The 25454-nt window shown below is 45.2% G+C and carries 17 protein-coding genes; 10 read left to right on the forward strand and 7 right to left on the reverse strand.

All coding sequences use genetic code 11. The features are described 5' to 3' along the window. The first annotated feature begins 370 nt into the window (after positions 1-370). The 9 genes from glsA (at position 371) to F597_RS0105010 (ending at position 15661) form a co-directional block, all read left to right on the forward strand. Complete coding sequence (glsA, locus tag F597_RS0104970) at positions 371-1192, forward strand: lyso-glycine lipid O-acyltransferase GlsA (protein WP_026327137.1); 822 nt, start codon at positions 371-373, stop codon at positions 1190-1192. Positions 1193-1227: 35 nt separating this feature from the next. Then, positions 1228-2268: a glycine N(alpha)-acyltransferase GlsB gene (gene glsB / locus F597_RS0104975; RefSeq protein WP_019538616.1), complete on the forward strand. Its 1041-nt coding sequence runs from the start codon at positions 1228-1230 to the stop codon at positions 2266-2268. A 363-nt stretch (positions 2269-2631) separates the two neighbouring features. After that, the gene (locus F597_RS0104980) at positions 2632-5649 is read left to right on the forward strand and encodes a SusC/RagA family TonB-linked outer membrane protein (RefSeq protein WP_019538617.1); all 3018 of its coding nucleotides are present in this window, start codon (positions 2632-2634) and stop codon (positions 5647-5649) included. 12 nt (positions 5650-5661) lie between these two features. After that, positions 5662-7293: a RagB/SusD family nutrient uptake outer membrane protein gene (locus F597_RS0104985; protein WP_019538618.1), complete on the forward strand. Its 1632-nt coding sequence runs from the start codon at positions 5662-5664 to the stop codon at positions 7291-7293. 162 nt (positions 7294-7455) lie between these two features. Beyond that, positions 7456-8613, forward strand: coding sequence for a SusF/SusE family carbohydrate-binding protein (locus F597_RS0104990; protein ID WP_019538619.1), 1158 nt, complete (start codon positions 7456-7458; stop codon positions 8611-8613). Positions 8614-8630: 17 nt separating this feature from the next. Then, entirely contained in the window at positions 8631-10169 is a 1539-nt protein-coding gene (locus F597_RS0104995; RefSeq protein ID WP_019538620.1) for an Outer membrane protein SusF domain-containing protein, read from the forward strand. Positions 10170-10323: 154 nt separating this feature from the next. Continuing rightward, on the forward strand, positions 10324-11358 hold the full coding sequence (locus tag F597_RS0105000; protein ID WP_026327139.1) for a glycoside hydrolase family 53 protein: 1035 nt from the start codon (positions 10324-10326) through the stop codon (positions 11356-11358). 83 nt (positions 11359-11441) lie between these two features. Beyond that, positions 11442-13274 (forward strand): glycoside hydrolase family 13 protein, encoded by a 1833-nt coding sequence (locus tag F597_RS0105005; protein ID WP_019538622.1) that lies wholly within the window; start codon positions 11442-11444, stop codon positions 13272-13274. A gap of 56 nt (positions 13275-13330) precedes the next feature. Continuing rightward, positions 13331-15661: an alpha-amylase family glycosyl hydrolase gene (locus F597_RS0105010; protein ID WP_019538623.1), complete on the forward strand. Its 2331-nt coding sequence runs from the start codon at positions 13331-13333 to the stop codon at positions 15659-15661. A gap of 165 nt (positions 15662-15826) precedes the next feature. Here F597_RS0105010 and F597_RS0105015 read toward each other — a convergent pair whose 3' ends face one another. The 4 genes from F597_RS0105015 to F597_RS0105030 form a co-directional block, all read right to left on the reverse strand. Beyond that, the gene (locus tag F597_RS0105015; protein WP_019538624.1) at positions 15827-17134 is read right to left on the reverse strand and encodes a M23 family metallopeptidase; all 1308 of its coding nucleotides are present in this window, start codon (positions 17132-17134) and stop codon (positions 15827-15829) included. Positions 17135-17324: 190 nt separating this feature from the next. After that, the gene (locus tag F597_RS0105020; protein ID WP_019538625.1) at positions 17325-18281 is read right to left on the reverse strand and encodes an ABC transporter permease; all 957 of its coding nucleotides are present in this window, start codon (positions 18279-18281) and stop codon (positions 17325-17327) included. Further along, positions 18274-19011 carry an ABC transporter ATP-binding protein gene (locus F597_RS0105025; RefSeq protein ID WP_019538626.1) on the reverse strand — a complete coding sequence of 246 codons (738 nt, stop codon included), beginning with the start codon at positions 19009-19011 and terminating at the stop codon, positions 18274-18276. Before F597_RS0105025 ends, F597_RS0105020 begins: the two co-directional genes overlap by 8 nt. A gap of 2 nt (positions 19012-19013) precedes the next feature. Beyond that, positions 19014-20150 (reverse strand): COG1470 family protein, encoded by a 1137-nt coding sequence (locus F597_RS0105030; RefSeq protein ID WP_026327140.1) that lies wholly within the window; start codon positions 20148-20150, stop codon positions 19014-19016. Positions 20151-20711: 561 nt separating this feature from the next. Here F597_RS0105030 and F597_RS0105035 point away from each other — a divergent pair. Then, positions 20712-21218: a flavodoxin gene (locus F597_RS0105035; protein WP_026327141.1), complete on the forward strand. Its 507-nt coding sequence runs from the start codon at positions 20712-20714 to the stop codon at positions 21216-21218. On the opposite strand, the gene F597_RS0105040 is transcribed toward F597_RS0105035, so the two are convergent. From F597_RS0105040 to F597_RS0105055, 3 genes are all read right to left on the reverse strand, one after another. Then, positions 21206-22561: an alpha-amylase family glycosyl hydrolase gene (locus F597_RS0105040; RefSeq protein WP_026327142.1), complete on the reverse strand. Its 1356-nt coding sequence runs from the start codon at positions 22559-22561 to the stop codon at positions 21206-21208. The genes F597_RS0105035 and F597_RS0105040 overlap by 13 nt on opposite strands. A 96-nt stretch (positions 22562-22657) precedes the next feature. After that, positions 22658-24184 (reverse strand): MFS transporter, encoded by a 1527-nt coding sequence (locus F597_RS0105045; RefSeq protein ID WP_019538630.1) that lies wholly within the window; start codon positions 24182-24184, stop codon positions 22658-22660. Between the two features lie 200 nt (positions 24185-24384). Then, entirely contained in the window at positions 24385-25395 is a 1011-nt protein-coding gene (locus F597_RS0105055) for a LacI family DNA-binding transcriptional regulator (protein WP_044060082.1), read from the reverse strand. Positions 25396-25454 lie beyond the last annotated feature (59 nt).

Raw genomic sequence — 25454 nt, forward strand, 5'->3', positions numbered from 1 at the left:
TTATAAAAAAGTTTTCAACAATCCTCATATCTTCAGTAAATCATTAACTGTCAAACATTTAATCATTGGAGTGAAAGTGGAAATTATACCCACTTTTTTCTAAAATGTTCTCTATTTCTATCTAAAAAGAACTATTTCGTTAAGCGAATACATAGTCAAAACAAGTTTTGCCTCTGTTGAGCGTAGAATTGAAAATCGAGGAGCGAATGCGACTCAATTGAAAATCGAGGAGCGAATGCGACTCAATTAACAATCGAGGAGCGAATGCGACTCAAATAGTCTAATGTAATTGAAGATTTTTTTGTCGATCGCTATCTTATATGCACTATTTTTGTACATTTGCGACAAATTAGAAGGAGAAGACGATGTAATGGATCACAACGCATTTCGGGTTGATATTGACCGTATTTTAAGAGATAAATCACCCAGATATTACAATAAAATTCCGAAATTTCTAACCAACTACCTCAAGCGGACTGTCCATCAGGATGATATTAACGGCATTCTGGAGCGGAATCAAGGGCTTGAAGGGGTAGCTTTTATGCGTGCCCTCATCGACAAAGAGTTCAAACTTACCCTTCAAACCAGAGGAGAAGAGAATATACCCGATGAGGGAAGATTTATTTTCGCATCTAATCATCCGTTGGGCGGACTCGACGGCATTTGTCTTTCTGCCATTCTGGGTGAAAGATATAACGGGAAGATTCAGTATCTTGTAAATGACGTGCTCTACTATATTGATCCGCTGAAACCTATCTTTGTTCCCATCAACAAATACGGTTCCCAGGCTAAAGATTCGGCACGTGCAATCAACGAGGCTTATGCATCTGACAACCAGATGATCACTTTCCCGGCCGGCCTCTGCTCCAGAAAGCAGAGGGGTGTAATCAAAGATCCGGAATGGTTGAAGAGTTTTATTATTAAAGCAGCTGAATATGAAAGAGATATTATCCCGGTACATTTTGCAGGCAGGAATTCCAACTTTTTCTACAATTTTGCCAATCTTCGCAAGGTATCGGGTATAAAATTCAATATAGAACTGATCTATCTGCCGGACGAAATGTTCAAGAATAGCAACCAGTCGTTCACCATCACCTTTGGGAAGCCCATTCGCCGGCAAATGTTCGACAAATCCAAAACACCAGCCGAGTGGGCTCAATACGTAAAAGAAGTGGTTTACTCGATGGCTTAATGACGACTCATTAAAAATAAAAAAGAAAAAGTATTATGGAGAAGATCATAGATCCTATCGATAAAAATCTGATAAAAAGCGAGCTGACCGTTCAGAAGAGGGTCAGGACAACCAACAAAGCCAATAACGAGATTTATGTGTTCACTGCGCACGATTCACCCAACCTGATGAAAGAAGTAGGGCGACTTCGTGAGATAGCTTTTCGTCACTATGGCGGAGGAACAGGATTAGAGGCCGATATCGATCAATATGACACAATGGATGTGCCCTATCGACAGTTGATTGTATGGGATCCCGAAAATGAAGAAATATTGGGTGGATACCGTTTTATCTATGGTTCGGATGTGGAGTTTGACGAGCAAAACAAGCCTATGCTTGCCACCGCTCATCTCTACAATTTTTCACAACAATTCATATCAGAATACCTGCCGCATACGGTGGAATTGGGTCGGTCCTTCGTCTCACTCGAATATCAGTCGACATTACTGGGCAGAAAGGGTATCTTTGCACTTGACAACTTGTGGGACGGATTGGGAGCGCTCACCGTTATCGATCCCAGAATCAGGTATTTTTTTGGAAAAGTAACCATGTACGGCACCTACAATAAGGATGCACGCAATATGATACTTTATTTCCTTCACAAGCATTTTCCCGATAACGAAAAACTGGTAATCCCCATCGATCCGCTTATGACAAATACCGATGTCAACCAAATGAGGCGACTCTTTACAGGGAAGAAATTCAGTGAAGATTACAGGATACTCAACAAAGAGGTCCGGGCCCTCGGTTACAATATACCTCCACTGATTAATGCCTATATGAGTTTATCACCTACCATGCGCTTCTTCGGTACTGCCGTCAACGATGAATTCGGCGACGTGGAAGAATCAGGTATCCTCATTGAGATAGACCAGATACTGGAAGAAAAACGTGCCCGCCATATTGAGTCTTACCTGAAGAGTAATCCCAGCAAACGTTTTCTTATGCTGCTCAGGAAAAGGATCGCAGGCACAGGAAGAAGAAAAGTAGCACTCCCTAAATTAAAGCGCGTAGAAAAAAGAAAAAACAAAAGATAGCAGCCCCCGGATCATTCTTCACATATCAAAAAGACAGGAATATACTAAATATTCCTACTTCAGACATACATTTCATCTCCCTGAAGAGGCATTTTTACACCTTCACCCGCAAGAACACAACTAACTGATAATTTAATCTTTATCATTCAAAAGTGCAATCGTTTGCACAAGCAAACCGAGTTAATTAACTTCTTTTCAATACCGTTCCATTTAAGAAAATCTAATTTTGATGCTGGTAGTGAGGTGACAATATTATAATAAATGAAAAATGTCTATTAACCTTTCATTTTTTATTATATGATACCCGCAACTTTGTAGAGGATGAAGTGAGTATTAATCAGTTAATCTTATAATGTTAGCAACATGTATGTAAATTTCAAAAAAATTACGAAAGCGTTCCTGATGACGATGTTATCGGTTATGCTAATGATTTTATCGGCCAACGCCCAAACCGGCGTTACGATAAATGTGAGAGGGACGGTAACGGATATTGCCGGCGAACCGATTATCGGCGCCAATATCCTTGTACAAGGCACCTCATCGGGAACAATTACCGATTATGACGGTAACTTTACGCTTCAGGTTCCTGCAGACGGCATACTGGAGATAAGTTACATCGGCTACAGGCCGCAATCCATCCCCGTCAACAACAGAACGACCATCAATATAACGATGGAGGAAGATACGGAATTGCTGGAGGAAGTGGTGGTAATCGGTTACGGAACCGTACGGAAAGATGACGCAACGGGCTCAGTAGTCGCTGTAGACGCAACAAAAATAAACAGGGGACTTGCCACCTCTCCTTCCGCATTACTGGCGGGACAAGTGGCAGGTTTGAGCGTAGTTTCATCAGGCGGGGCTCCCGGATCGTCTTCCAGCATCCGTATCCGTGGTGGTTCGTCCATGTCGGCCAGTAACGATCCGCTGATCGTGATCGACGGCGTGCCTGTAGATACTGAAGGTATCAACGGGATGGACGATCCGTTAAGTACTATCAATGCAAATGACATCGAAACATTCACCGTATTGAAAGATGCGTCTGCTACTGCTATTTATGGTTCACGTGCATCAAACGGTGTGATTATCATTACAACCAAAAAAGGGCATAGTGGAAAATTACGGGTGGCTTACAACGGGAATGTGTCTGTCAGCACCAGAACAGGATTGGTGGATGTAATGGATGCACCCACTTTCAGGAATTATGTTATTGACTCTTTCGGTGAAGGCAGCCAGCAGGCGGCCGCGTTAGGCAATACCGAAACCAACTGGCAGGATAAAATTTTCAGAACTGCTGTCAGCACCGATCATAATCTCAGTGTTTCCGGCGCCATAACAGATTTCCTGCCCTATCGCGTGTCCGTAGGATATACCAATGAGAACGGCATTCTGAAAACCTCCGGTTTAGAAAGATACACCGGAAGCATCAACCTGTCGCCAACCTTTCTCGACGGCTCACTGAGAGTGCAGTTGAACGCGAAAGGGGTGTACAATACCAATCGTTTTGCCGATCGTGGCGCCATCAATTCTGCCACTCAGTTCGATCCGACTATGCCGGTCTATTCTGAGACCAATTCTCCTTATGGAAACGGATATCATATGTCACTCAAAGCCGACGGGACCCCTATCGATATCGGGTTGGCCAACCCATTAGCTATACTGGAACAGAAATCTGACAAATCCAAAGTGTACAGGAGTATCGGTAATATGCAGGTCGATTATAGTCTGCCCTTTTTAGAAGGATTGAGAGCCAACCTCAATATGGGTTATGATATTTCCGAAAGTAATGGCGATGTGATTATTACAGACAACTCTCCCATGAGTTGGGTCTGGGGAGATTATAAGGCCGGCTGGGGTGAAAATTCCACCTATTATCAACACAAGAGCAATACTCTGCTCGATTTCTATCTGAATTATACGAACAATTTCGGCGTACACAGAATCGACGCTATGGGGGGTTACTCCTGGCAGCGCTTCTATCGTGAAGAAGAAAATACATATCCCTATTCGGCTGCGATGGCTGCCCAAACAGGGAATGAATTCTACAAGGAAGGGAATGATTATTCTACGGAGAGCTATGTAATCTCTTTCTTCGGCCGTTTGAACTACTCGTTGCTGGAGCGTTACCTTCTTACACTCACATTGCGTAACGACGGTTCTTCCCGGTTTAGTCCGGGCAATAAGTGGGGATTGTTCCCATCTGCAGCCTTCGCATGGCGTATCATCAACGAACCATTTATGGAAAATGCCGGTGATGTGATGTCCGACCTGAAACTACGGTTAGGATATGGAGTTACCGGACAGCAGAACCTGGGTAACGGAGATTATCCGTGGATGGGAAGATATAGTTACAGTAAGGCGGGAGCTAATTATTTCTTTGGCAACACCAAAGTTCCCCTGATTCGACCGTTGGCATACGACGAAAACCTGAAGTGGGAAGAAACAGCCACTTATAATGCCGGATTGGATTTCGGGTTCCTCAATAACCGTATCAGCGGTACATTCGATGTGTACTACCGTAAGACCACCGACCTGCTGAATACTGTAGGTATAGCTGCCGGAACAAACTTCAGCAACGAGTTACTCACTAACGTAGGGGAACTGGAAAACAAGGGAGTTGAGTTCAGCATCACGGGTCGGCCCATCGTAAGCAAGGATTTAAACTGGAATGTCAGTTACAACATCACTTATAATAGAAACAGAATCACTAAGTTGACCATTAATGATGATCCCAGCTATGTGGGTGTACGTTTCGGTGGCATCGACGGCGGTACGGGTAACAATATCGCCATCCACAGCGTAAATTATCCTTCTGGTTCTTTTTATGTATATGAACAGGTATATGATAATGACGGAAGACCTCTGGAAGGAGTGTTTGTGGATCAAAACGCAGACGGACAGATCAATGAAGAAGATATGATCGTTTATAAAAACGCAGCACCTGACCTGTTTATGGGACTATCTTCTCAGTTGTCATACAAAAACTGGGATCTCAATTTCTCACTGCGGTCCAATATCGGAAATTATGTATACAATAACATACAATCGAATCGTGAGTCAAGGTCAATCACCTACGATCCTTCGGGTTGGCTGAAGAACAAAGTGAATAGTGCTACTTTCACCAATTTTGATGCCGTCCACTATCAGTCAAGTTATTATATCCAAAATGCATCCTTCTTAAAGATGGATAACATCTCAGTGGGGTATAATTTCAATAATGTATCCAATTGGCTGCAATCCGCAAGGCTTCATTTAACCGTACAGAATCCGTTTGTGATCACCAAATACAAAGGACTCGATCCGGAATTCACCAACGACGGTATCGACAACAATATCTATCCTCACCCACGCGTATTTATCCTTGGGTTTAATTTAAACTTTTAATTCTTGAAAAATATGAAACGAGTAAAATATAAATTTCTGTTCATCGTAACAATCAGTCTAATGATTGCAGGACTCTCATCCTGTCTCGATGACTTAAACACCATCCCGCTCGACAAGGAAGAGTTAGTGTCGGAAGTGGTTTTCGGAAGTGAAATAGGCCCCTATCAGGAACTGCTCGCCAAGATTTATGCCGGTCTGGCTATCAGTGGTAACGAGGGCGGCGACGGTGATCCCGATGTGGCTGGTGTAGACGGAGGAAGCCAGGCATCTTTCCTGAGAGGGCTTTGGAACCTGCAAACCCTCCCTTCCGACGAAGCGTTATGTGCGTGGAATGACGTAGGTATCCCTGATCTGAATTATATGACCTGGACAGCAAACAACGTATTTATCAAAGGATTTTACTATCGTCTCTATTATCAGATTAACCTGGCTAACGCATTGTTGAGAGAAACAACCGAAGAAAAACTCTCTTCAAGGGGGGCAAGTGAGGAAGTGAAAGCGCAAATCAAAACCTACCGCGCCGAAGCCCGCTTTGCCCGGGCTCTCTCTTACTACTACCTGTTGGATATGTTCAGGAATGTGCCTTTTGTGAATGAAGATAGTCCGGTAGGCAGTACGCTTCCTCCACAGATCATGGCGGAAGACCTGTTTGATTATATCGAAAAAGAACTCACAGAATGTGAAGCGGATATGCTCGATCCATTTGTGGGTTATCACCCAACCTACTACGGACGTGCACATAAAGCCGCCAACTGGGCATTGCTCTCACGTCTCTACCTCAATGCGGAAACATATATGGGAGTGAATAAGTATACGGAAAGTATTACTTACAGCAAAAAGGTACTCGACGAAAACTTTGCCCTTGACCCGGTGTATAAGAATGTATTCACGGCTGACAACGAAAATTCGGTAGAAATGATCCTTCCAATCCGTTACGAAGGGGAAGATACCCAGACCTGGGGAGGAATGACTTTCCTGATGAGCAGTACGGTTCCTTCCGCCCTGCAGGCCGAAATAAATTCAGTGGGCGCATGGCAGGGTAACCGTGCGTTGGTTTCCCTGTTACGCTTTTTCGAAAGAGAAAACAGACATGAAGATGATACCCGTTTCTCTATGGTACGTACCGACCAAACCGAGAACAATGAAATTGTAGACCCTTCCCTGTTCACCAATAACGGAATACCGATCGTGAAATACTACAATACCTACAGCGACGGGACACTCCCGCCCAGTAATATTGTGTATACCGATTTCCCGCTCTTCCGCCTGGGCGAGATCCATCTCAATTATGCGGAAGCTGTCCTAAGAGGCGGAACAGGAGGTGATCAGGCCACTGCACTGCAACTGGTAAACGACCTTCGCCGACGCGCCTATAAAAATGAGGCAGCGACAGCAGCCACAATTACCGCCGGCCAGCTTACGCTCGATTTTATCCTGGACGAGAGAGGTCGTGAATTTTTCTTCGAGGCACAGCGTCGCACCGACTTGGTCCGTTTCGGGAAATTTACCGGCTCCTCCTATATATGGCCGTGGAAAGGCAATGTACCCGCAGGAAGATCCATTGCCGACACTTATAAGGTGTATCCCATTCCTTCCGACGATATAGGAGCTAATCAAAACCTGACGCAAAATCCGGGATATTAGTAATGTGAATAATGTGCCAATGAGACTAATGAGATGATTTGATAATGTAACGATGTGATAATTCAATGACTATTCATTAGCTAATTTTACCATTTACGAATCATCACATCAGTAAATCAACTAATCAAATATATTCTTGACTCTAAACAAATAATCAATCATATGAAGAAGATATTTAGTTTAATAATTCTACTGGCCGGTATAGGATTTTTCCATGCATGCGAGGATAATGAAAAAATTGTCCTGCAGCAGCCGGAGAGTTTCGTGCTCAACATACCCAAGTACGCTTCGGGGATATATGACCTGAAGAATACGGAAACGATCGAGTTTACCACTTCTCAGCCCAACTATGGGTTTACTGCCGCAACCCTTTATGCAGTGCAGATTTCCCTCTCGCAGAATTTCGCGGAATATACCACCCTGCCGGGTACTTATTCCGCAGCCAAATTCGACATATCTGCACAGGATGTAGCCGTAGCATTGGTCGCCTTGCATGACGTGGAAGAGGAAAGTGATTATCCCGCGGATCCGCATCCCCTGTACGTTCGTCTCACTGCCACCATCGCGGGGAGCAAGGTGGAACCGGTCTATTCAAATGTGATCCAACTCCCTCAGGTACTCGGTTATTTTGCACTTGAAGCAATGACGATGCCCGAAGAGATGTACCTGATCGGTAACGTGGCCGGTAACTGGGATTGGAACAGTGCCACCGAGATGATCCCCGTATGGGGATCCCCCGGAAAGTTCTGGGCAATGCAATATCTCGGACAAACCGAAGGTGGCGATAATGCGGAAATCAAATTCAATTACGCTATGGCGTGGAATGGAAATGAGTTTGGCTACAATGAGGTAACCATTGGTGAAGGTTCTGCCGGATTGGCCGGTACATCCGACGCCGGCGGCAATATAGGAATAGGGAATCCCGGATGGTATATCGTAGTGGTGACCACCTCTATAGAAGGGCGCGATTACAAGTATGCCGTTGATTTTTATCCTCCGCATGTCTATCTGCAAGGCCCTGTGAACGGGGGGAACTGGGGAACAACCGATCAGGCTTACCGGTTCGCGATACCTGATCTTTCATTGGAAGCCGATGCCGAGTTCGTGTCACCTGTATTTACCGCGCCTGCAACCGCTGACGACGGGGGAATACGTGCCAGCATTAAACTGCCCGACCATGAATGGTGGCATACTGAGTTCATGGTGTTTGACGGCGTATTCGTACCCCGCGGTGCAGGAGACGACCAGGCTCGTGTAGCCGGAACAACGGGACAGAGATTATCCATTAACTTTACCAAGAGGACAGGTAAAATAGAATAACTATAAAAATGTGTACAATGAAACCTAAAATATACCTTTTGACAACCCTGCTCGCATTGGTCGGCTTCGGAGCATGCGATGATGTATACGACCATATGGCCGCCCCACCGCAAGCCTATGAACAGGAAGATGCACAATCGGTCGACGGATTCACCATTGCCCTGGGATCAGGTTTTGGTTCGGCGATAGTATTGACGGAGGAAGCACTGGAAGAAAACACTCCTTTCGAAGCGGTCAAAGCAACAGCTACTCCACAATTGGCGGAAGGCGCCACCGTGACGTTTAAACTGGAATTGTCCGACACGGAAAATTTTGACCAGGTAGAGGAACTTCCATCAGTGAGCGGGGAAAATGCCGCAACCGTTACGCCCGGTGATCTGGATGAAGCAGTGAAAGGCCTCTATGGGAAAGCACCCAACCCACGTGAACTTTTTATACGGGTAAAATATTATATCAACGACGGTACTTCGTCGGTGATGATGCCCACTCCCGCTGTTTTGGGTCCCGTTACCGTTACGCCCGTAGGACCCGTCATTGAAGAGGAGTATTACCTGATTGGCAATATCAATGGATGGAATATTGAAGATCTCGATGACTACAAATTCAACCATAGTGGAAAAGACGTATATGAAGATCCTATCTTTACTATTTTGGTGGAAATGAAAAAACCGGAAAGCGAAGATTTCAACGGATATTTCAAGATCGTTCCCAAATCGGGTAAAGAGGCCGCTTCGTGGGATGGTGTGCTAGGTAACCCCGTAGACGGGAATACTGAACTGGAAGGGGATCTTATCATTGAAAATTCCCAGGCCATGCGGGTAATGGAACCGGGTTGGGTGAGGATTACGCTCAATATGATGGAGTATACCTATACAATCCAACTTTTAGGCTATACGAAAGATGTTGTTTATATGACGGGAAACGCTATTACCGGTTTGCCGGAGTGGAACAATGAGATTGCTGCAATCGGAAACGGCCTGCAAATCCTCTTCGCCGACAATAGCTCGGCTGATTCGAAATATACCTTCACGGCACATTTTACAGGAGGAAGGGAGCAGAAGTTTCCGATTAAAGCCGGAGTGTGGGATCCTTGCTGGGGATATAGGGATGGTGCATTGGTGCTGGAAAACAACTCTCCCAATCTACCCGGCCCCGCTACCGATGGTTATTACACCTTAAAGTTAGACTTGGGGACTTTAGCAGCTGAATATATACCCTATACAGGTGATGTTAGCGTTACCTATAATTCAATGGGGGTAATTGGAACGGCAACGGCCGGCGGATGGGATACCGATACGGATTTAACCCAGGTAGCCGAACATATCTGGACTTCAAATGCAATAGAGCTTACGGTAGGCGAATTGAAAATCCGTGCGAATGATGCCTGGGATGTCAGTTGGGGAGCCACTGCCGAAGATAATCAGTCTCTCCCGTTCGGAACAGGCACAACGAATAATGGAGCAAACATAGCAATAGAAACAGCAGGAACCTATTATATTGCTTTAAATGATTTGACGGGACATTATATTATCATACCGACCTCAGAGTTACCATAAACAATATGGTAAATGGGATTATTAAAAGCACGGTGACTGTGCCGTGCTTTTTGTCGCTTTTCGCTTGCTGCACGGCAAAGCAGAATTATCACAGCATTTTATCTAACGAATTACGATAGAATAGTGCCGCTCAGGTATTTAAATTGGACAAACGATGAAAAAGCTTTTTCTCTTTTGCTTTTATCTATTGGTTCTGTGCCTTTCCTGCCAACAAACGACAACGGAGGTAAAACCGGAAGATATGTTTGCCAAAGGAGCCGATATCAGTTGGCTGCCACAGATGGAAGCTGCCGGATACATTTTCTACAACGACAACGGCACTCCCGAAGATTGTTTCAAGATACTCAAAGACCACGGCATCAATTCTGTCCGGTTACGCACGTGGGTGAATCCTTCGGATGATCCGCACAGCGGCCATTGCAGCAAAGAAGAAACAGTGGCTATGGCGAAAAGAGCTAAGGATTGGGATATGCGTGTCATGATCAATTTCCATTATAGCGACAGTTGGGCCGATCCGGGCAAACAACACAAACCCAAAGATTGGGAAGGATTCGATTTCGATCAACTCAAAGAAACACTGTATGATTATACCGAGGGAGTGATGACTGCTTTGAAAGAGGCTGGAGTAACTCCGGAATGGGTGCAGGCAGGCAATGAAATCCCTTCCGGAATGATTTATCCTGAAGGGCATACCGATAACTGGGATCAACTGGCGCAACTGATCAACTGCGGATATGATGCCGTCAAGGCAGTCAGCCCGGCTACCAAAGTGATTTTACATATAGATCAGGGAAATAATAACGGGCGGTTTCGCTGGTGGTTTGACCATGCGAAGGAATATGGTGTCAAATATGATGTTATTGGCATGTCGTTTTACCCTTACTGGTTAGAGGATAAACCCGATTACAGTGAGATCATTGACGATCTGGGATATAATCTGAACGATATGGCAAGCCGTTACAGGAAAGAGGTGATGGTCGTGGAAACAGGAGATGAGGATACCAAACCGCAAAATACGTATGAGATGTTACGTGCCGTGATCCGGAAAGTGAAGGAAGTACCCGACGGCAAAGGAACGGGCGTCTTTTACTGGGAGCCGCAGGGAGCCCGTTCATGGAGCCGTTATCCGCTCAGTGCATGGGGTGATAACGGACGGCCGACAAAAGCAATGGACGCTTTTATAGAGTAATGATAAGATCATCAGAGGAATTAAAAATATAAATCCCTAATCTTTTTTTCAATCTACTTATCCGCATTAAATATAATAATCGTATGAAGAAAATAATTTTACTTTTTTCCCTTATTGTAATAGCAATATCTACGGCACACGCCCGTGAGGTGCATGTCGAACCCTCGTTTTGGTGGAGTGGCATGGAAGAGCCGGAATTACAGTTGATGGTATATGGCGAAAACATTGCCGGTTATATTCCGGAAGTGACTTCAAAAAATGTGAGAATCAAAGAATCGGTACGGCTGGAAAGTCCGAATTACCTGATCCTTTATCTCGATATCTCGGAAAGCAGTCCCGAAACATTCGATATCCTGTTCACCGACGGAAAGGAGAAAATCACTTATTCTTATGAATTGAAAGAACGTAATCCGGACAGATATAATATAAAAAGTTTCGATGCATCAGATGTGCTCTACCTGATCATGCCCGACCGTTTTGCCAATGGAGATCCTTCTAACGACCAGATCCCGATGCGAATGCCATACAAGGTAGACCGCAATCACCATAGTGCACGACATGGAGGCGACCTGAAAGGTATATCGGGCCGGTTGGATTACCTGTCTGACCTGGGCGTAACCGCTATCTGGCTCAATCCGGTGCTGGAGAATGATATGGAGGGCGGATCGTACCACGGATACGCTACCACCGATTACTACCGCGTAGATCCCCGTTTCGGCACCAATGAAGAGTACGCGAACCTGATCGCCGACGCCCATTCCAGAGGAATGAAAGTGGTGATGGATATGATCTTCAACCATTGCGGAAGCGATCACCCATGGGTGAAAGACGTACCCTCGACGGATTGGTTCAACAACATGGGTGAATATGTGCAGACTTCGCACATGAAAGAGATGTATTTCGATCCCTACGCCTCGAAATATGACAAAAGCAAAATGGTGGACGGCTGGTTCGTACCCAGCATGCCCGACCTCAACCAACGGAACCGGCATGTGGCAAAATATCTGATCCAGAACAGTATCTGGTGGATCGAATACTCGGGAGTGGATGGCATCCGGCAGGATACCTACCCCTATGCCGATTATGATATGATGGTCGACTGGATTGAAGCCGTAGAGAAAGAATATCCCCAATACAATATCGTAGGAGAGGCATGGCTCAACAACCCTATCGGCACCTCTTTCTGGCAGAGGAACAGCCCGATCAACCCGAACAACACCAAATTGAAATCAGTGATGGACTTCCGCTTTATGGGATTGTCGCACAGCGCTTTCTTTGAAGAAACGGGTGAATGGAACGGGGGACTGCACGGTATCTACGACCACATGACCTACGATTTTATCTATCCCGATATCTATAATGTGCTGCGCTTCCTGGACAACCACGATACTGACCGGTTCCTGAAAGAGTATCCCTCCGGTCTGTCCGGATGGAAGCAGGGAATCACTTTCCTGCTCACCATGCCCGGTACTCCCCAGATCTACTATGGCACCGAATTGCTGATGTACGGAAACAAAAGCCGAAGCGACGGCGATATCCGCCTCGACGTGCCGGGCGGGTGGCCCGGGGATAAGACGGACCATTTCACTGTAAAAGGGCGCGACAAGTTACAGAATGAAGCGTTCAATTTCATGAAGAAATTGCTCCACTGGCGGCAGGGCAACGACGTAATCGCCTATGGCGACATGAAACATTATGTGCTGCAAAAAGGCGTCTATGTCTATGAGCGTTACTTAGGGAATGAAAGCGTATTGATCTTTATGAACGGGACATCCGGCCGGGTGGAGATAAACCTTGACCGGTACACCGAGTCAATAAGAGACAGAACCGGATGGACTGACCTGCTCTCGGGTAGAAATGTTTCGCTGGAAAAAACGCTGACACTTGCGCCCAAAGAAGTGCTTGTGCTGGAATAATAGTGTGGAATAGTAGAAAGGTCATATGTATAGATTTTTTTAGCTCTAATAATAATATGAAAATATTCTCAAAAGCATTTTACTTGCTGCTAATCCTGTTTCTCGCTGTTGCCTGCGGGGAAGATCCGGTGGTTATTCCGGAGCCGGAACCAGAACCGGAGCCACCTGCTGTAATTCAGCCGGGACTCTCATGGAACCTCGAAGAGGCGGATGCCGACAAAGAACTGACAATCTGGTTCAAACCGCGTTCGGGTACAGCACTCTATAATTACAAAGAAGACGTCTATATCCATACGGGCGTTATATCTGAAGGGGTGTGGGAATTCGTTCCCGCCGAATGGAATGAAAACCTGGAGAAGTGCAAAATGACGAGGGTAGAAGGTGAACTGAGCACATGGTCCATCAAGCTCTCCCCCTCCATTCGTCAATGGTATGGTTCAGGTGAAACTCCCGTCAACAGACTGGGTATTGTTGTCCGCTCTCACGATGGGTCGAAACAAACCGAAGATCTATTTATCCCTGTCACCGATACGCAGTTCAAAGGCTTCGAACCGGCACAGGCAAAATTCGGGGATATGCCGGCAGGTCTGAAACATGGCATCAATATAGTGAACAATAACACCGTCACATTAGCACTATACGACAAAGATAAAAATAATGCAAGAAAAGACTTTGCCCATGTGGTAGGAGACTTCAATGGCTGGACATTGAGTAACGACGAGAAATCGCAGATGTTCCGTGACGAAGATGCCGGTTGCTGGTGGATCACGATTGATGGATTAAGCGCCAATGAAGAATATGCTTTCCAGTATTATGTCGGCAAAAGAGACGGAGACCCTATCCGTGTAGCCGATCCATATGCCCGGAAGATACTTGATCCTAATAACGATAAATACATCTCTTCAACTACCTATCCAGGAAATCTGAATTATCCGGAAGGAGCGAGAGGTATTGTTTCGGTATTCCAAACCCAACCGGAAACTTATACATGGAAGGAGCCTAATTTTGAGATCCCTTCACGGGACAATCTGGTAATCTACGAGATGTTGTTGCGTGATTTTACAGAGAGCGGTGATATCAACGGCGCTATGGCCAAACTCGATTACCTGCAATCCCTCGGTATAAATGCCATTGAACTGATGCCTGTACAGGAGTTCGACGGCAACGACAGTTGGGGATACAACCCTACATTCTTTTTTGCGATGGATAAGGCTTATGGAACCGACAGGATGTATAAGGAATTTATCGACGAATGTCACAGACGTGGAATAGCGGTAATTCTTGATGTGGTATATAACCATGCTACCGGCGCCAATCCCTTCGCCAGAATGTGGTGGGATTCCGCGAACAACCGTACGGCAGCTAATAATCCTTACTTTAACGTAACAGCACCTCACCCTTGGAGCGTATTTCACGATTTCAATCATGAGTCGCCACTGGTAGTCGATTTTGTAAAACGTAACCTGCAATTCTTGCTGGAAGAGTACAATATAGACGGCTTCCGTTTCGACCTGACTAAAGGTTTTACACAAAATAAAAACGGAAATCCTAATAATGATAATAGTGCATATGATCCGACCCGCATTGCTATCCTGAAGTATTACAATGAAGCAGTAAAAGAGGTAAAAGAGGATGCATACGTGATTCTGGAGCATTTTTGTGATGATCGTGAAGAGTTTGAACTAAGTGAGGAGGGAATGATGGTATGGCGTAATATGAATCATGCATTCCGGAATTCTGCTGCGGGTAAAAGTTCTGATTTCAGAGGAACTTATTACAAGACCTCTTCCCGCCCCGCTAATAGCTTGATAAGCTATATGGAAAGTCACGACGAAGAGCGAATGGCGTACGAACAAACGCAAGAAGGTGTTGGTATTTTAAGGACGAACCTTAATACCCGCATGTCACAACTTGCGACCAATGCCGCCTTTTTCTTTACCGTACCCGGCCCGAAAATGATCTGGCAATTCGGCGAGTTGGGATATGATGTTTCGATCGATTATAACGGACGTACCGGAAAAAAACCGGTGAAGTGGGAATATATGGATGTACCACAGCGAAAGGAACTACACGATACTTACACAAAACTGGTTTCCCTCCGTTTCGATCATCCGGAACTGTTCAACGCGACCGCAGAACTCGATTGGAAAGTAACACCCTCATTCTGGGAGGACGGCCGCTTTATCACCCTTTCCTCTTTTGGCGAGGCGAAACAGGTAGTGGTGATAGGGAACTTCACCAATGGCCCTATCTCGGCCACCTTCCCGAAAACCGGTACTTGGTATAATTATATGACGCCCGGCGAACCGCCGTTGAATGTAACATCGACCACAAACATCACCGTCCCGGCGAACAGTTTCAAAATGTATACCAGTTTCACAGAATAAACAGGATATCTCAGTGACTGTCGCAATAATGCCCCCAAAAGATCTTTGTCTAACCTTTGGGGGCATTTCACTTTTGTGGTATACCCTTCTTTTTATTTCATAAACGGAGCGGGTGACACGCTCAGGATCCATGTGAGACGATCAGGAACGGGATAGTGGACGATTTCAGGAGTGGGACGGTATAAGGGTTAAGGAATCAGGGACCTGCTCCTCTTCCGCGAACAACTGTCCTGCCATCCGTAAACTATCCAGTTGAAACATCACCCTGTCCTGCACAAGCATAAAGCTATCCCTCAATTCAGGCCTCACCGGCAGGCAGGGGGGCGACTCGATGGTAAGGGGATTGACGGGCTGATTGTTCTTGTGTACCCGGAAATCGAGATGAGGGCCGGTAGAGAGTCCGGTAGAACCTACGTAAGCGATCACATCCCCCTGCTTTACCCGACTCCCTTTCTCAATCCCTTTGGCAAAGCGGCTAAGATGCATATAAGTGGTCGTATAGGTGGCATTGTGTTTTATCTTCAGAAAATTCCCCGCTCCACCACGTTGAAATCCTTTTTCAACTACTACCCCGTCGCCAATCGTCTTTACGGGCGTACCCACCGGTGCGGCATAATCCACGCCATGATGCGGACGATGACGTTTCAATATGGGATGGAAGCGGGAGTTGGAAAACTTCGACGTAATGCGGAAAAAATCAAGAGGATTTTTTAAAAATGCTTTCCGCAGACTATTTCCCTCTTCGTCAAAAAACTCCATGATGGAATCCTGTTGAAACGGGATCGCCCGGAACTTCTTCCCCTGATGCGTGAAAACTGCCCCTTCGATAGAAGAGATTCCTACCCTAGTAGTATCGTCTATATAGGCTACGTCATACATCAAGCGGAACGAATCGCCTTTTTTGACATCAAAGAAGTCGACCTGCCAGGCATATACATCCGAGAGTTTAAGTGCCAGCAAAGCCGGGGCACCGGTATCCATAATCGCATTCCACAGAGAAGAGTTAATTGTTCCTTCTGCATATTCACGTTTCAGGGTAACCGGTTTTGTATAATCATATACACTGATTGTATCGCCACTTAAATCTACTACAGCGTAATCGGTACGCGACTTTTCAAAAACAACATATTTCACGGTCGATGTAGAGTCGGTGATTGCCGCATATGAATTTCCAACCTGCAATCTTGAAGGAGGATAAATGGAAGATACCGCATCTATAATCTTCTCCCTTTTATTGGCTTCAAATCCCAGATTAGACAAAATAGTGGCAAGATACTCCCCACGCCCTATTTCATAATGGGTTACATCCAGCGAATCGACGCATATCCCATATTCATACACACAACTTGTCTCTTCCTGATCAGTCTGGTCAACCTGTTGTTCCTCCTTTTTTAATCCACATGAAACAACAGCGACTATTAACAAAGAATAGATAATCGACTGAATCGTTTTTTTTCTGTTTGTCTTATACATAACTGGTTACATTTACCATTTCCCTGGTTCCGGAACAGGCAAGAAAAACAGATAATCACCTGACAAATTCACAGATACAGCCTGTATTACGCGCTTTTGGATACCGGGAGGCAGAATGGATCCGACTTAGTTAATCTGAGTACAAAGATGCACAAAAATCTCAGACAAGCAAAAAAATATCGGTGTTCTGTCACCTTGAGCGTACCTCTTTCCTCATAAATGAAATGTAAGCAAACATAAAAAAGAGGAGCGTGATGGAGATTAATCCTGTGAGTTGAGGCCATACCACCAGTAAACTCTGCCCCAATGACAGAGGACTTGGGATAGCACCATCCATCTGTTCGAATGTGAGTGGTCCAAGACTCCTCACCGAAGGCATCAACATGGTCATAGTGATCTCCTGGAACAATTCCCCGGGTGAAAATCGTAGTAAATTCAACATAAACTTCTGGTAGCGGACGACCTGATCAGGCATAGCCATAGGCGAGGGACTCAGTGCTTTACCCACCACATTCATGATAATATTATAGAAGAGACTGAAAAACAACCATACGGCTATCCCCGACAATGCGGATGTTGCAGGTTGTTTGCTCTTGATAGAGAAGAAGAGCGCCAGATTGAGCCAGAGCGCAATGTAGACCATTGAAAGCAACAGGAAGACCACAATACGGCAGAACTCCTCAGCAGTCGGCGGTATACCGATAAATATCAATCCGAAGCCCATCACCAGAAAGCCGAGAGCAAAAAGCATGATGCCAATCACAAAAAGTGCAGCTATCCATTTTGCATTTAAGATATAGTCCCTGTAGATAGGTTGCGACAGCAGGCGACTTAAAGTCCCTTTGTTCTGTTCGGTATTGATTGCATCAAATCCCAGCGCGATCCCCAGCAAGGGGCCGAGGAAACCTATAAAAACAGCGAACGAAGGTAAAGCGCCGTCTGAAGCTGTAAACAGTTTTAAAAAAAGAAAATTATCATCGGTACTCCCCTGTTTCACAGCTTCACCTATATTGCTCAGAGCCGTATAGAGTGAACCCATACAGGTCAGGGCAATAAGAATGATCAGGATAACTGCTTTCCAGCTTTTCATATAATCGGATATCTCTTTCCGCACTATTACCCAGAAAGGCTTTGATATATTATTCATGTTCATTCCCTCCTAAATAATGGTTATATACCTCTTCCAATTCTCCCGGTTTATTATGCAACTCATTTATATCGATCAGGGTAAGCAACCGTCCTTTTCCGAACAGCCCGACCCGGTCACACAGTTGCTGTACCTGATGCAAATGATGCGAAGAAAAGAGCACAGTCAATCCGTTTTCATGACTCAGGTGGCGGATCAGATGAATAAAATCCTGCACACCGGTAGGATCAATACCGGAAGTGGGCTCATCGAGAATGATAATTTCCGGATCTTTGATCAGGACATCAGCCAATCCGAGCCTTTGCCTCATCCCTTTTGAATATTTTCCGGTCCGTTTATCCGTTTCGTTACCCAGCCCCACACGATGAAGGAGGGAAGTGGCTTTTTCACAGGCCACAGATCGGGGAATCCCATTCAGTTCTGCCGTATAAATGAGGTTCTCCATTCCCGTCATATCTTCATAAAATCCGACATCTTCAGGGAGATAGCCTACTTTTCTTTTTACTTCGACGGGAGAAGTGGTAGAATTGATTCCGCAGACCGAAACATTGCCTGCGGTAGGCTCCGTCAAGCCCAGAATCATCAGGATGGTAGTCGATTTTCCGGCTCCATTGGGTCCAAGCAGGCCAAAAATCTCCCCCTTTCGTATGTTCAGGTCAAGATTGTCTACCGCCGTAAAATCTCCGTACCGCTTTGTCAGGCCGGTTAACTCAATTACATGCTGAGCCATTTCTACCTCCTTCCATATTTACGGAACAGATAAAAAATTGTTCCTGCTACTGCCAGAATAATTACTACACCTATCCATCCCCAGAGCAGCGGTGTTTTCACGGTCATCCTGAAACTGGCACTTTTGTTCACCTCAGGCGTATTAGCACTGATATTCAACACATAATCGCCGGGGATAGCTTTTTTCGAGGCCCTGACAACAGCCTGGATATTTGCAGTTTCACCGGCTTTCAACGCCTCTACTGAAACAGGTTCAAAACTTACCTCCCAGCCGGTGGGTTTACTCGACGACAGTTTGATATCTTTCAATTCTGCAGATCCGGTATTGTTGACGACCAGGTCAATACGTTTCGTGTCTCCGGCCGTGATATCCGAACTTAACAAGCCCCGTGGAGTGGTAAGTTCCATATCGTAAGAACCAGTCACTACCACTTCAAGTTCCAACTCGTCGGAAGTGGTTCCGGTGGTTGCCTGAACAGGGATTTTATAGGTTCCCGCCTCCACATTGCCGGGCGGCGTGATCTCAATACTGATGTTCTCAGTAGTGTTCGGCTCCACCTGTGCCGACGTGGCCTGCTTTCCTCCGGCACGGAAAATAACATTCCATCCCCGGGGTGCAGCCGCCATTAAGGCATAGAGTTGTGTCTCGGCAGTCTTGTTGTTCAGATTGGCATTGAAGTTAAAATTAGATCTGGCATTGCCCTGCATATTGGGCTGGTTGGTAGTAAACTCGGTTTTAAAAGTCCCCTGTGAAGATACCGTTACTGAAAGGGGTAATTCAGCTTCACCCGCACGTACGACAAAACGGTAGTTTCCTTTGTTCACCTGCAGCGGAACAGTCACCTGAAGATTAAACGATTTTTTATCGTTGGGCATGACGGCAAGCTGATTGACGACATAGCTGCCCGACTTTATCTCCCACTCCCATCCGCGGGGTATACCGCTGACGGAAATGTCAGGATTTTTGAGACTCTCCGTCTCATTCACAATGTCGATACTGTAATTAATGGTTTCTCCCGGCGGTACGGAAATTTTGGTGTAAGGCGTGTAGAGCAGCATCTGCTTTTCCTTTTCTTCCGCATGTAACAGGCCAACGAAGCCCACAAAAAAAATCATCCAAAAATTCAATCTACATTTCATCATAGCTCATTCACAATTACGATATATTATTATAATATTACTTTTATAGCCTATACCGTGCAAAATCTTAGCGCAGAGTTCTAAGCCGTGCGCTAACAAAATCCTGATTAAAGTGAATCAGTCAAAATATATATGTTATTCAGAATGAAAGCTGCGAAAACAGCCGTACAAAATTAAAAAGAAGAAAGAGGCAAAATTGTTAATTTTTCCAAAAAAACAAAGCTTAACATTTAATTATTTTTAAACATCCCCCCTATTAAAAGAAAAACTCCTACCGGAGGAATATAAACGGAGTATCAGAGCATTTTATTTTCAGTTGCCCTAATTTGAAAGTAACCGGATAAGCCTAAAAGAACATTTCTGATTTTTTGGGAAAGGAGGAACGGTTACATAGGATTATTCGATAATTATGTCCCCTGTTTTTGGCTGTTTTAAAACTTATATTAACTTTGCGTAATTAACAAGGCAAAATCACGGTTGGGAAACAAACATACACTGAAATGTAAAATAATCGTATGAAACAGTAGATGTTTATTCCGAACATAAAAAATGAATAATCTTATGAAGTCGATCGCAATTATTTACGGTTCAAGCACCGAACACACCAAGAATGCGGCGGAAAAAATAGCCGAATTGCTGGCTGATTACTCCCCCACCCTTGCCGATATTTATGAAGGTGATGAAACGCCGTTCCTAACTCATGATGTGTTGATCCTGGGCGTATCTACCTGGGGAGTACAGGACTTACAGGACGATTGGAATGATTTCTATCCCAAGTTGGAAAAACTGGACCTGTCGGGAAAAACCGTAGCACTTTTCGGATTGGGTGATGCTTCTATCTATCCCAGCTCCTACGTGGATGCCATGGGTATATTATATGAAATTGTCATTCAAAAAGGAGCAACCGTTATCGGGGAAGTTTCTCCCGAAGGATATGATTTCGAATATTCCAGGGCATTCAAAGACGGTAAATTCATCGGGCTACCGCTCGATGACGATTACGAACCCGACCTGACGGAAGGGCGTATCATTAACTGGATAGAAAAGCTGAAACCCTATTTGGAATAGATCCTGTATTCCCAGGGTTTCAATTCCATTTCTTCCACAGGGAGCACTTGGGATGTGTCGGGAAAAGAAGAAAATCCTTCACCCGGCACATTTCCGTTAAATTGTACATTTACGATTTCATTGCTGAAATTGAAAACGCAAACCACTTCGTTTCCATTGTTCACCCGTTTGAACGACCACACCTTTTCAGTACAATCGTTAGGTATCTCTGTCATCTCCCCGTCACGCTCCTGAGCTGAGAGTGCTTTATTCTTCTTTTTGAATCTGTTCAGCTTCCTGTAGAAGTCACTGAAGCTACCCTCATCTTCCCATTCAATAATATCCTTCTCAAAAAATTCCAGCCGGCGGTTCAATCCCACTTCCTGTCCACTGTATATCAGGGGAATTCCGGGGAGCATATAGGTCAGTGCCGCGAAAGGTTTTGCTGCTTCACCCATCCGTTCGAATTCGGTACCACTCCATGAATTCTCATCGTGATTAGAAGTAAAATACATCGGTATGGCATGGGATGAAAAACGTTCATTCATTCTTTGCAGGGAAGCGCGTAATGAATCGACAGGCTCTTTTCCCTGTGCTATACTATTCATTTTATGATGGAAGTCCCAGGCGTAATAGGCATCGAACACCGATTCGTTCAATTCCGGTTTTTCCGCCTCGGCTAACAGAAAGATATCCGGATTCAGCATGACCAGGGAATCCTTTGCCACCTCCCAGAAATCAGTAGGTATTTCACCGGCCACGTCGCAACGAAAGCCGTCGATACCAGTCTCCCGGATCCAGAATTTCATCGCATCGATCATCGCTTCACGCATCTCGGGAACAGAGTAGTCCAACTGGGCAATATCAGTCCAGTCGTACATAATATTCAGATTTCCCAAACTGTCCCTTACATACCATTCGGGATGAGCTTTCACCCATATAGCATCGCGGGAAGTATGATTGGCTACCCAGTCGAGAATCACCTTCATTCCCTGGTCCTGTGCTTGCTTCACTACAGCCTTAAAATCGGCCAGCGTACCGAACTCACTGTTGACCTCAGTATAATCCTTGATGGAGTAATAACTACCCAGCGAACCCTTTCGATCCTCTTTACCGATAGACTGTACCGGCATAAACCAAAGGATATCTACTCCCAGCTTCTTTAATCTGGGCAGATGCTCCGAAAAAGCATGGAGTGTCCCTTCCGGCGTATACTGTCGTATATTTACCTCATATATTACTGCATTGTAAACCCATTCAGGATGTGCACTTTTAACAACATTCCCGTTTTCGTGACTCCTGTCCCGATTGCCGCATGCCACCAACAGCACCGACAAAAGAAATAATAGAAATATTTTTTTCATTTTTAAGAATAAAGACTATTTTAAATTTGGGATTTGGGATTTCGGATCTGAGACTTGGAAATTCAAAATCTCCCGGTCTCCTCAATCACCTCAGTCTCATTTACGCAGCCGATACACATCATCCCTGTCCTGGACAAAAAAGACGGAAAGTCCCCCCAAGACAAGTGAACAACCGGCAAGCACCATCGTCAGAATCACCTGTCCATGGAACAGATCGCGGGTAATAGAACCCAGGATACTGGCGGCCAGTATCTGGGGTATCACGATAAAGAAATTAAAGATTCCCATATATGTACCCATTTTAGCTGCCGGTAATGAACCGGTAAGGATCGCATAAGGCATAGAAAGGATGCTGGCCCAAGCGAAGCCCACTCCTATCATCGGAATAAGCAGCATCATGGGATCTTTGATAAAATAGAGTGAGATAAAGGATATTCCTCCTAATGCCAACGCTACCGCATGGGTTGCTTTCCGGCCTACCTGCCGGGCAATCAATGGCAGAAGAAAGGCAGTCACAGCTGAAACGGCATTGTACACGGCAAACAATACCCCTACCCAATTGGCACCCTGGTTATACAAAACCGATGTAGAATCGGTCGTACCATATACATGCTGCGTAATGGCCGGTGTAGTATAGATCCACATAGCATAAAATGCCAGCCAGGAAAAAAACTGCACGACAGCCAACTGCCCCATAGTCTTCGGCATATGTAACAGATCGTTCATGATCCCTACCAGTCCGGTCGGTTGATCCGATTTTCCCCTGATAAAGCCTGAAATAATCAGGATAATGCCGAATACAAGTAACAGACCTCCCACAATATAAAGCTGTTCATTTTGATTTCCCAGGTCGGTAAACATGATCAGCAAAGTGGCGGCAAGACCTATGACAGTCCATACGGCTCCGTTCTTTAAGAACTGAGGCGGAGTCACCGGCGCTTTCACCACCATCTTTACACCGGTAGTCCTCTCTCTCTCCTCCTCACAAGCAGCCAGCTCTTCAGGGGAATACTCCTTCGATGTAAAAACGGTATAAAGCACTGAAGCAAGCAGTACTACACCACCTATATAAAATGAGAGTTTTACCGACTGGGGAATGACTCCCTCTTCGGCTATATTGGAAACGCCGAACCAGTTGGTTAATATATAGGGTAATGCAGAAGCCACTACGGCACCGGTACCGATAAAGAAACTCTGCATGGCAAAACCCATTGTCCTCTGTTCGGTAGGGAGGTTATCACCGACGAATGCCCTGAACGGCTCCATGGAGATATTGATGGATGCGTCCATGATCCACAGCATCCCGGCAGCGATCCAAAGGGAGGGGGAGTTGGGCATAAAGAATAGTGCCAGCGTAGTAAAAAGAGCACCTATCATGAAATAGGGCCGTCGGCGTCCAAAACGGTTCCAGGTTTTGTCACTCAAATGTCCGATAATGGGTTGCACGATCAACCCGGTAATGGGAGCGGCGATCCACAGAATGGGTATATCTTCCACTCTTGCACCGAGCGTTTCGAAAATACGGCTCACGTTCGCGTTCTGCAAAGCAAAACCGAATTGGATACCCAAAAAACCGAAACTCATGTTCCAGATCTCCCAAAAAGATAAGCGCCTTTTCTTCATGTTGTAAGATTATTGAATGATATAAATTTAATGAAGTAAATATACTTCCCTTTCAATATCCGGAAACGGTTTTTCATAAAAACCAATTATTTTTTTCATGCAATCGTATGCATTTCTCCACTCGCCCTACCCATACTATTCGGCTTCGCCGTTGTTCATTCGTTACGTTTATGTTTAACAACTGAACAACTATTGAATAACTATTTTCTGGTCGAACCCTTGATCACCAGGTCAGTTTTGATCAGCCGGCTAACGATCCCCGGTTTGGTCTCTTTCCCTTCAATACGGTTAATCAGCAATCGTGCAGCAACTTTTCCCATTTCGAATCCATGCTGGTCTACCGTAGTCAGTGTAGGATCCGTCACTTCGGTGATGTAACTGTTGGTAAAACCGCACACCGATATCTCCTCCGGTATTGTATAACCGGCAGATTTCGCGATCTGCATACAATAGGCAGCCACCTCATCATTAATACAAAAGAAGGCATCGGGGTACGGATTGAAGCGCAACATTTCCGGCACTACTTTTTTTGCCAGCTCAGGCGTATCACACACCCTGTTCATCTCCTTCAAAATAGGCAATTTATGCTTCCTTAATGCGTCTTCATAACCCATACGACGGTTATTGGCGATAGGCATCGATGGATGGGAGCCAAGAAAAGCAATCCGGCTACATCCCGTATTTATCAGGTATTCAACTGCGTTAAAGGCACCCGCATAGTCATCCACCACTACTTTATCAGTATTGATTCCGGTACATATCCTGTCAAAAAACACAAGGTAAATATTATTGTCGATGATTTCCTGAAAATGGCGGTATTGCTGTGTCTCTTTCGACTGTGACGCCAAAATTCCACATACCCGTGCATCAAGCAGGGTTTCCACACTTTTCACTTCACGTTCGTAATCTTCCTGGGAATGGCAGAAAAGCAGTTTATAGCCTTCACTCTCGGCCTCCTCCTGGATCCCTGAAAGTACAGTGGAAAAGAAATAATGTACAATCTCAGGCACAATAACTCCGATGGTATTATTTCTGTTGGTGCGGAGCTGCATCGCAAGCGTATTGGGTTTATATTTGTGCTCTTCTGCATATTTTTGTACAAGTCTCCTGGTATCCTCACTGATGGCAGGATGGTCTTTCATCGCTCTTGAGACAGTGGATGGAGAGAGATTAAGCGCCTGGGCAATATCTTTCAGGGTTATTCGTCCCATATATAAAATAGTTTCCTCAAAAATAGAGAAAAAATGGGAAGAAAGCAATAGATATTTCC

Origin of the sequence: Proteiniphilum acetatigenes DSM 18083 (assembly GCF_000380985.1) — a bacterium.
In the GTDB taxonomy this organism is placed as follows: Bacteria; Bacteroidota; Bacteroidia; order Bacteroidales; family Dysgonomonadaceae; genus Proteiniphilum; species Proteiniphilum acetatigenes.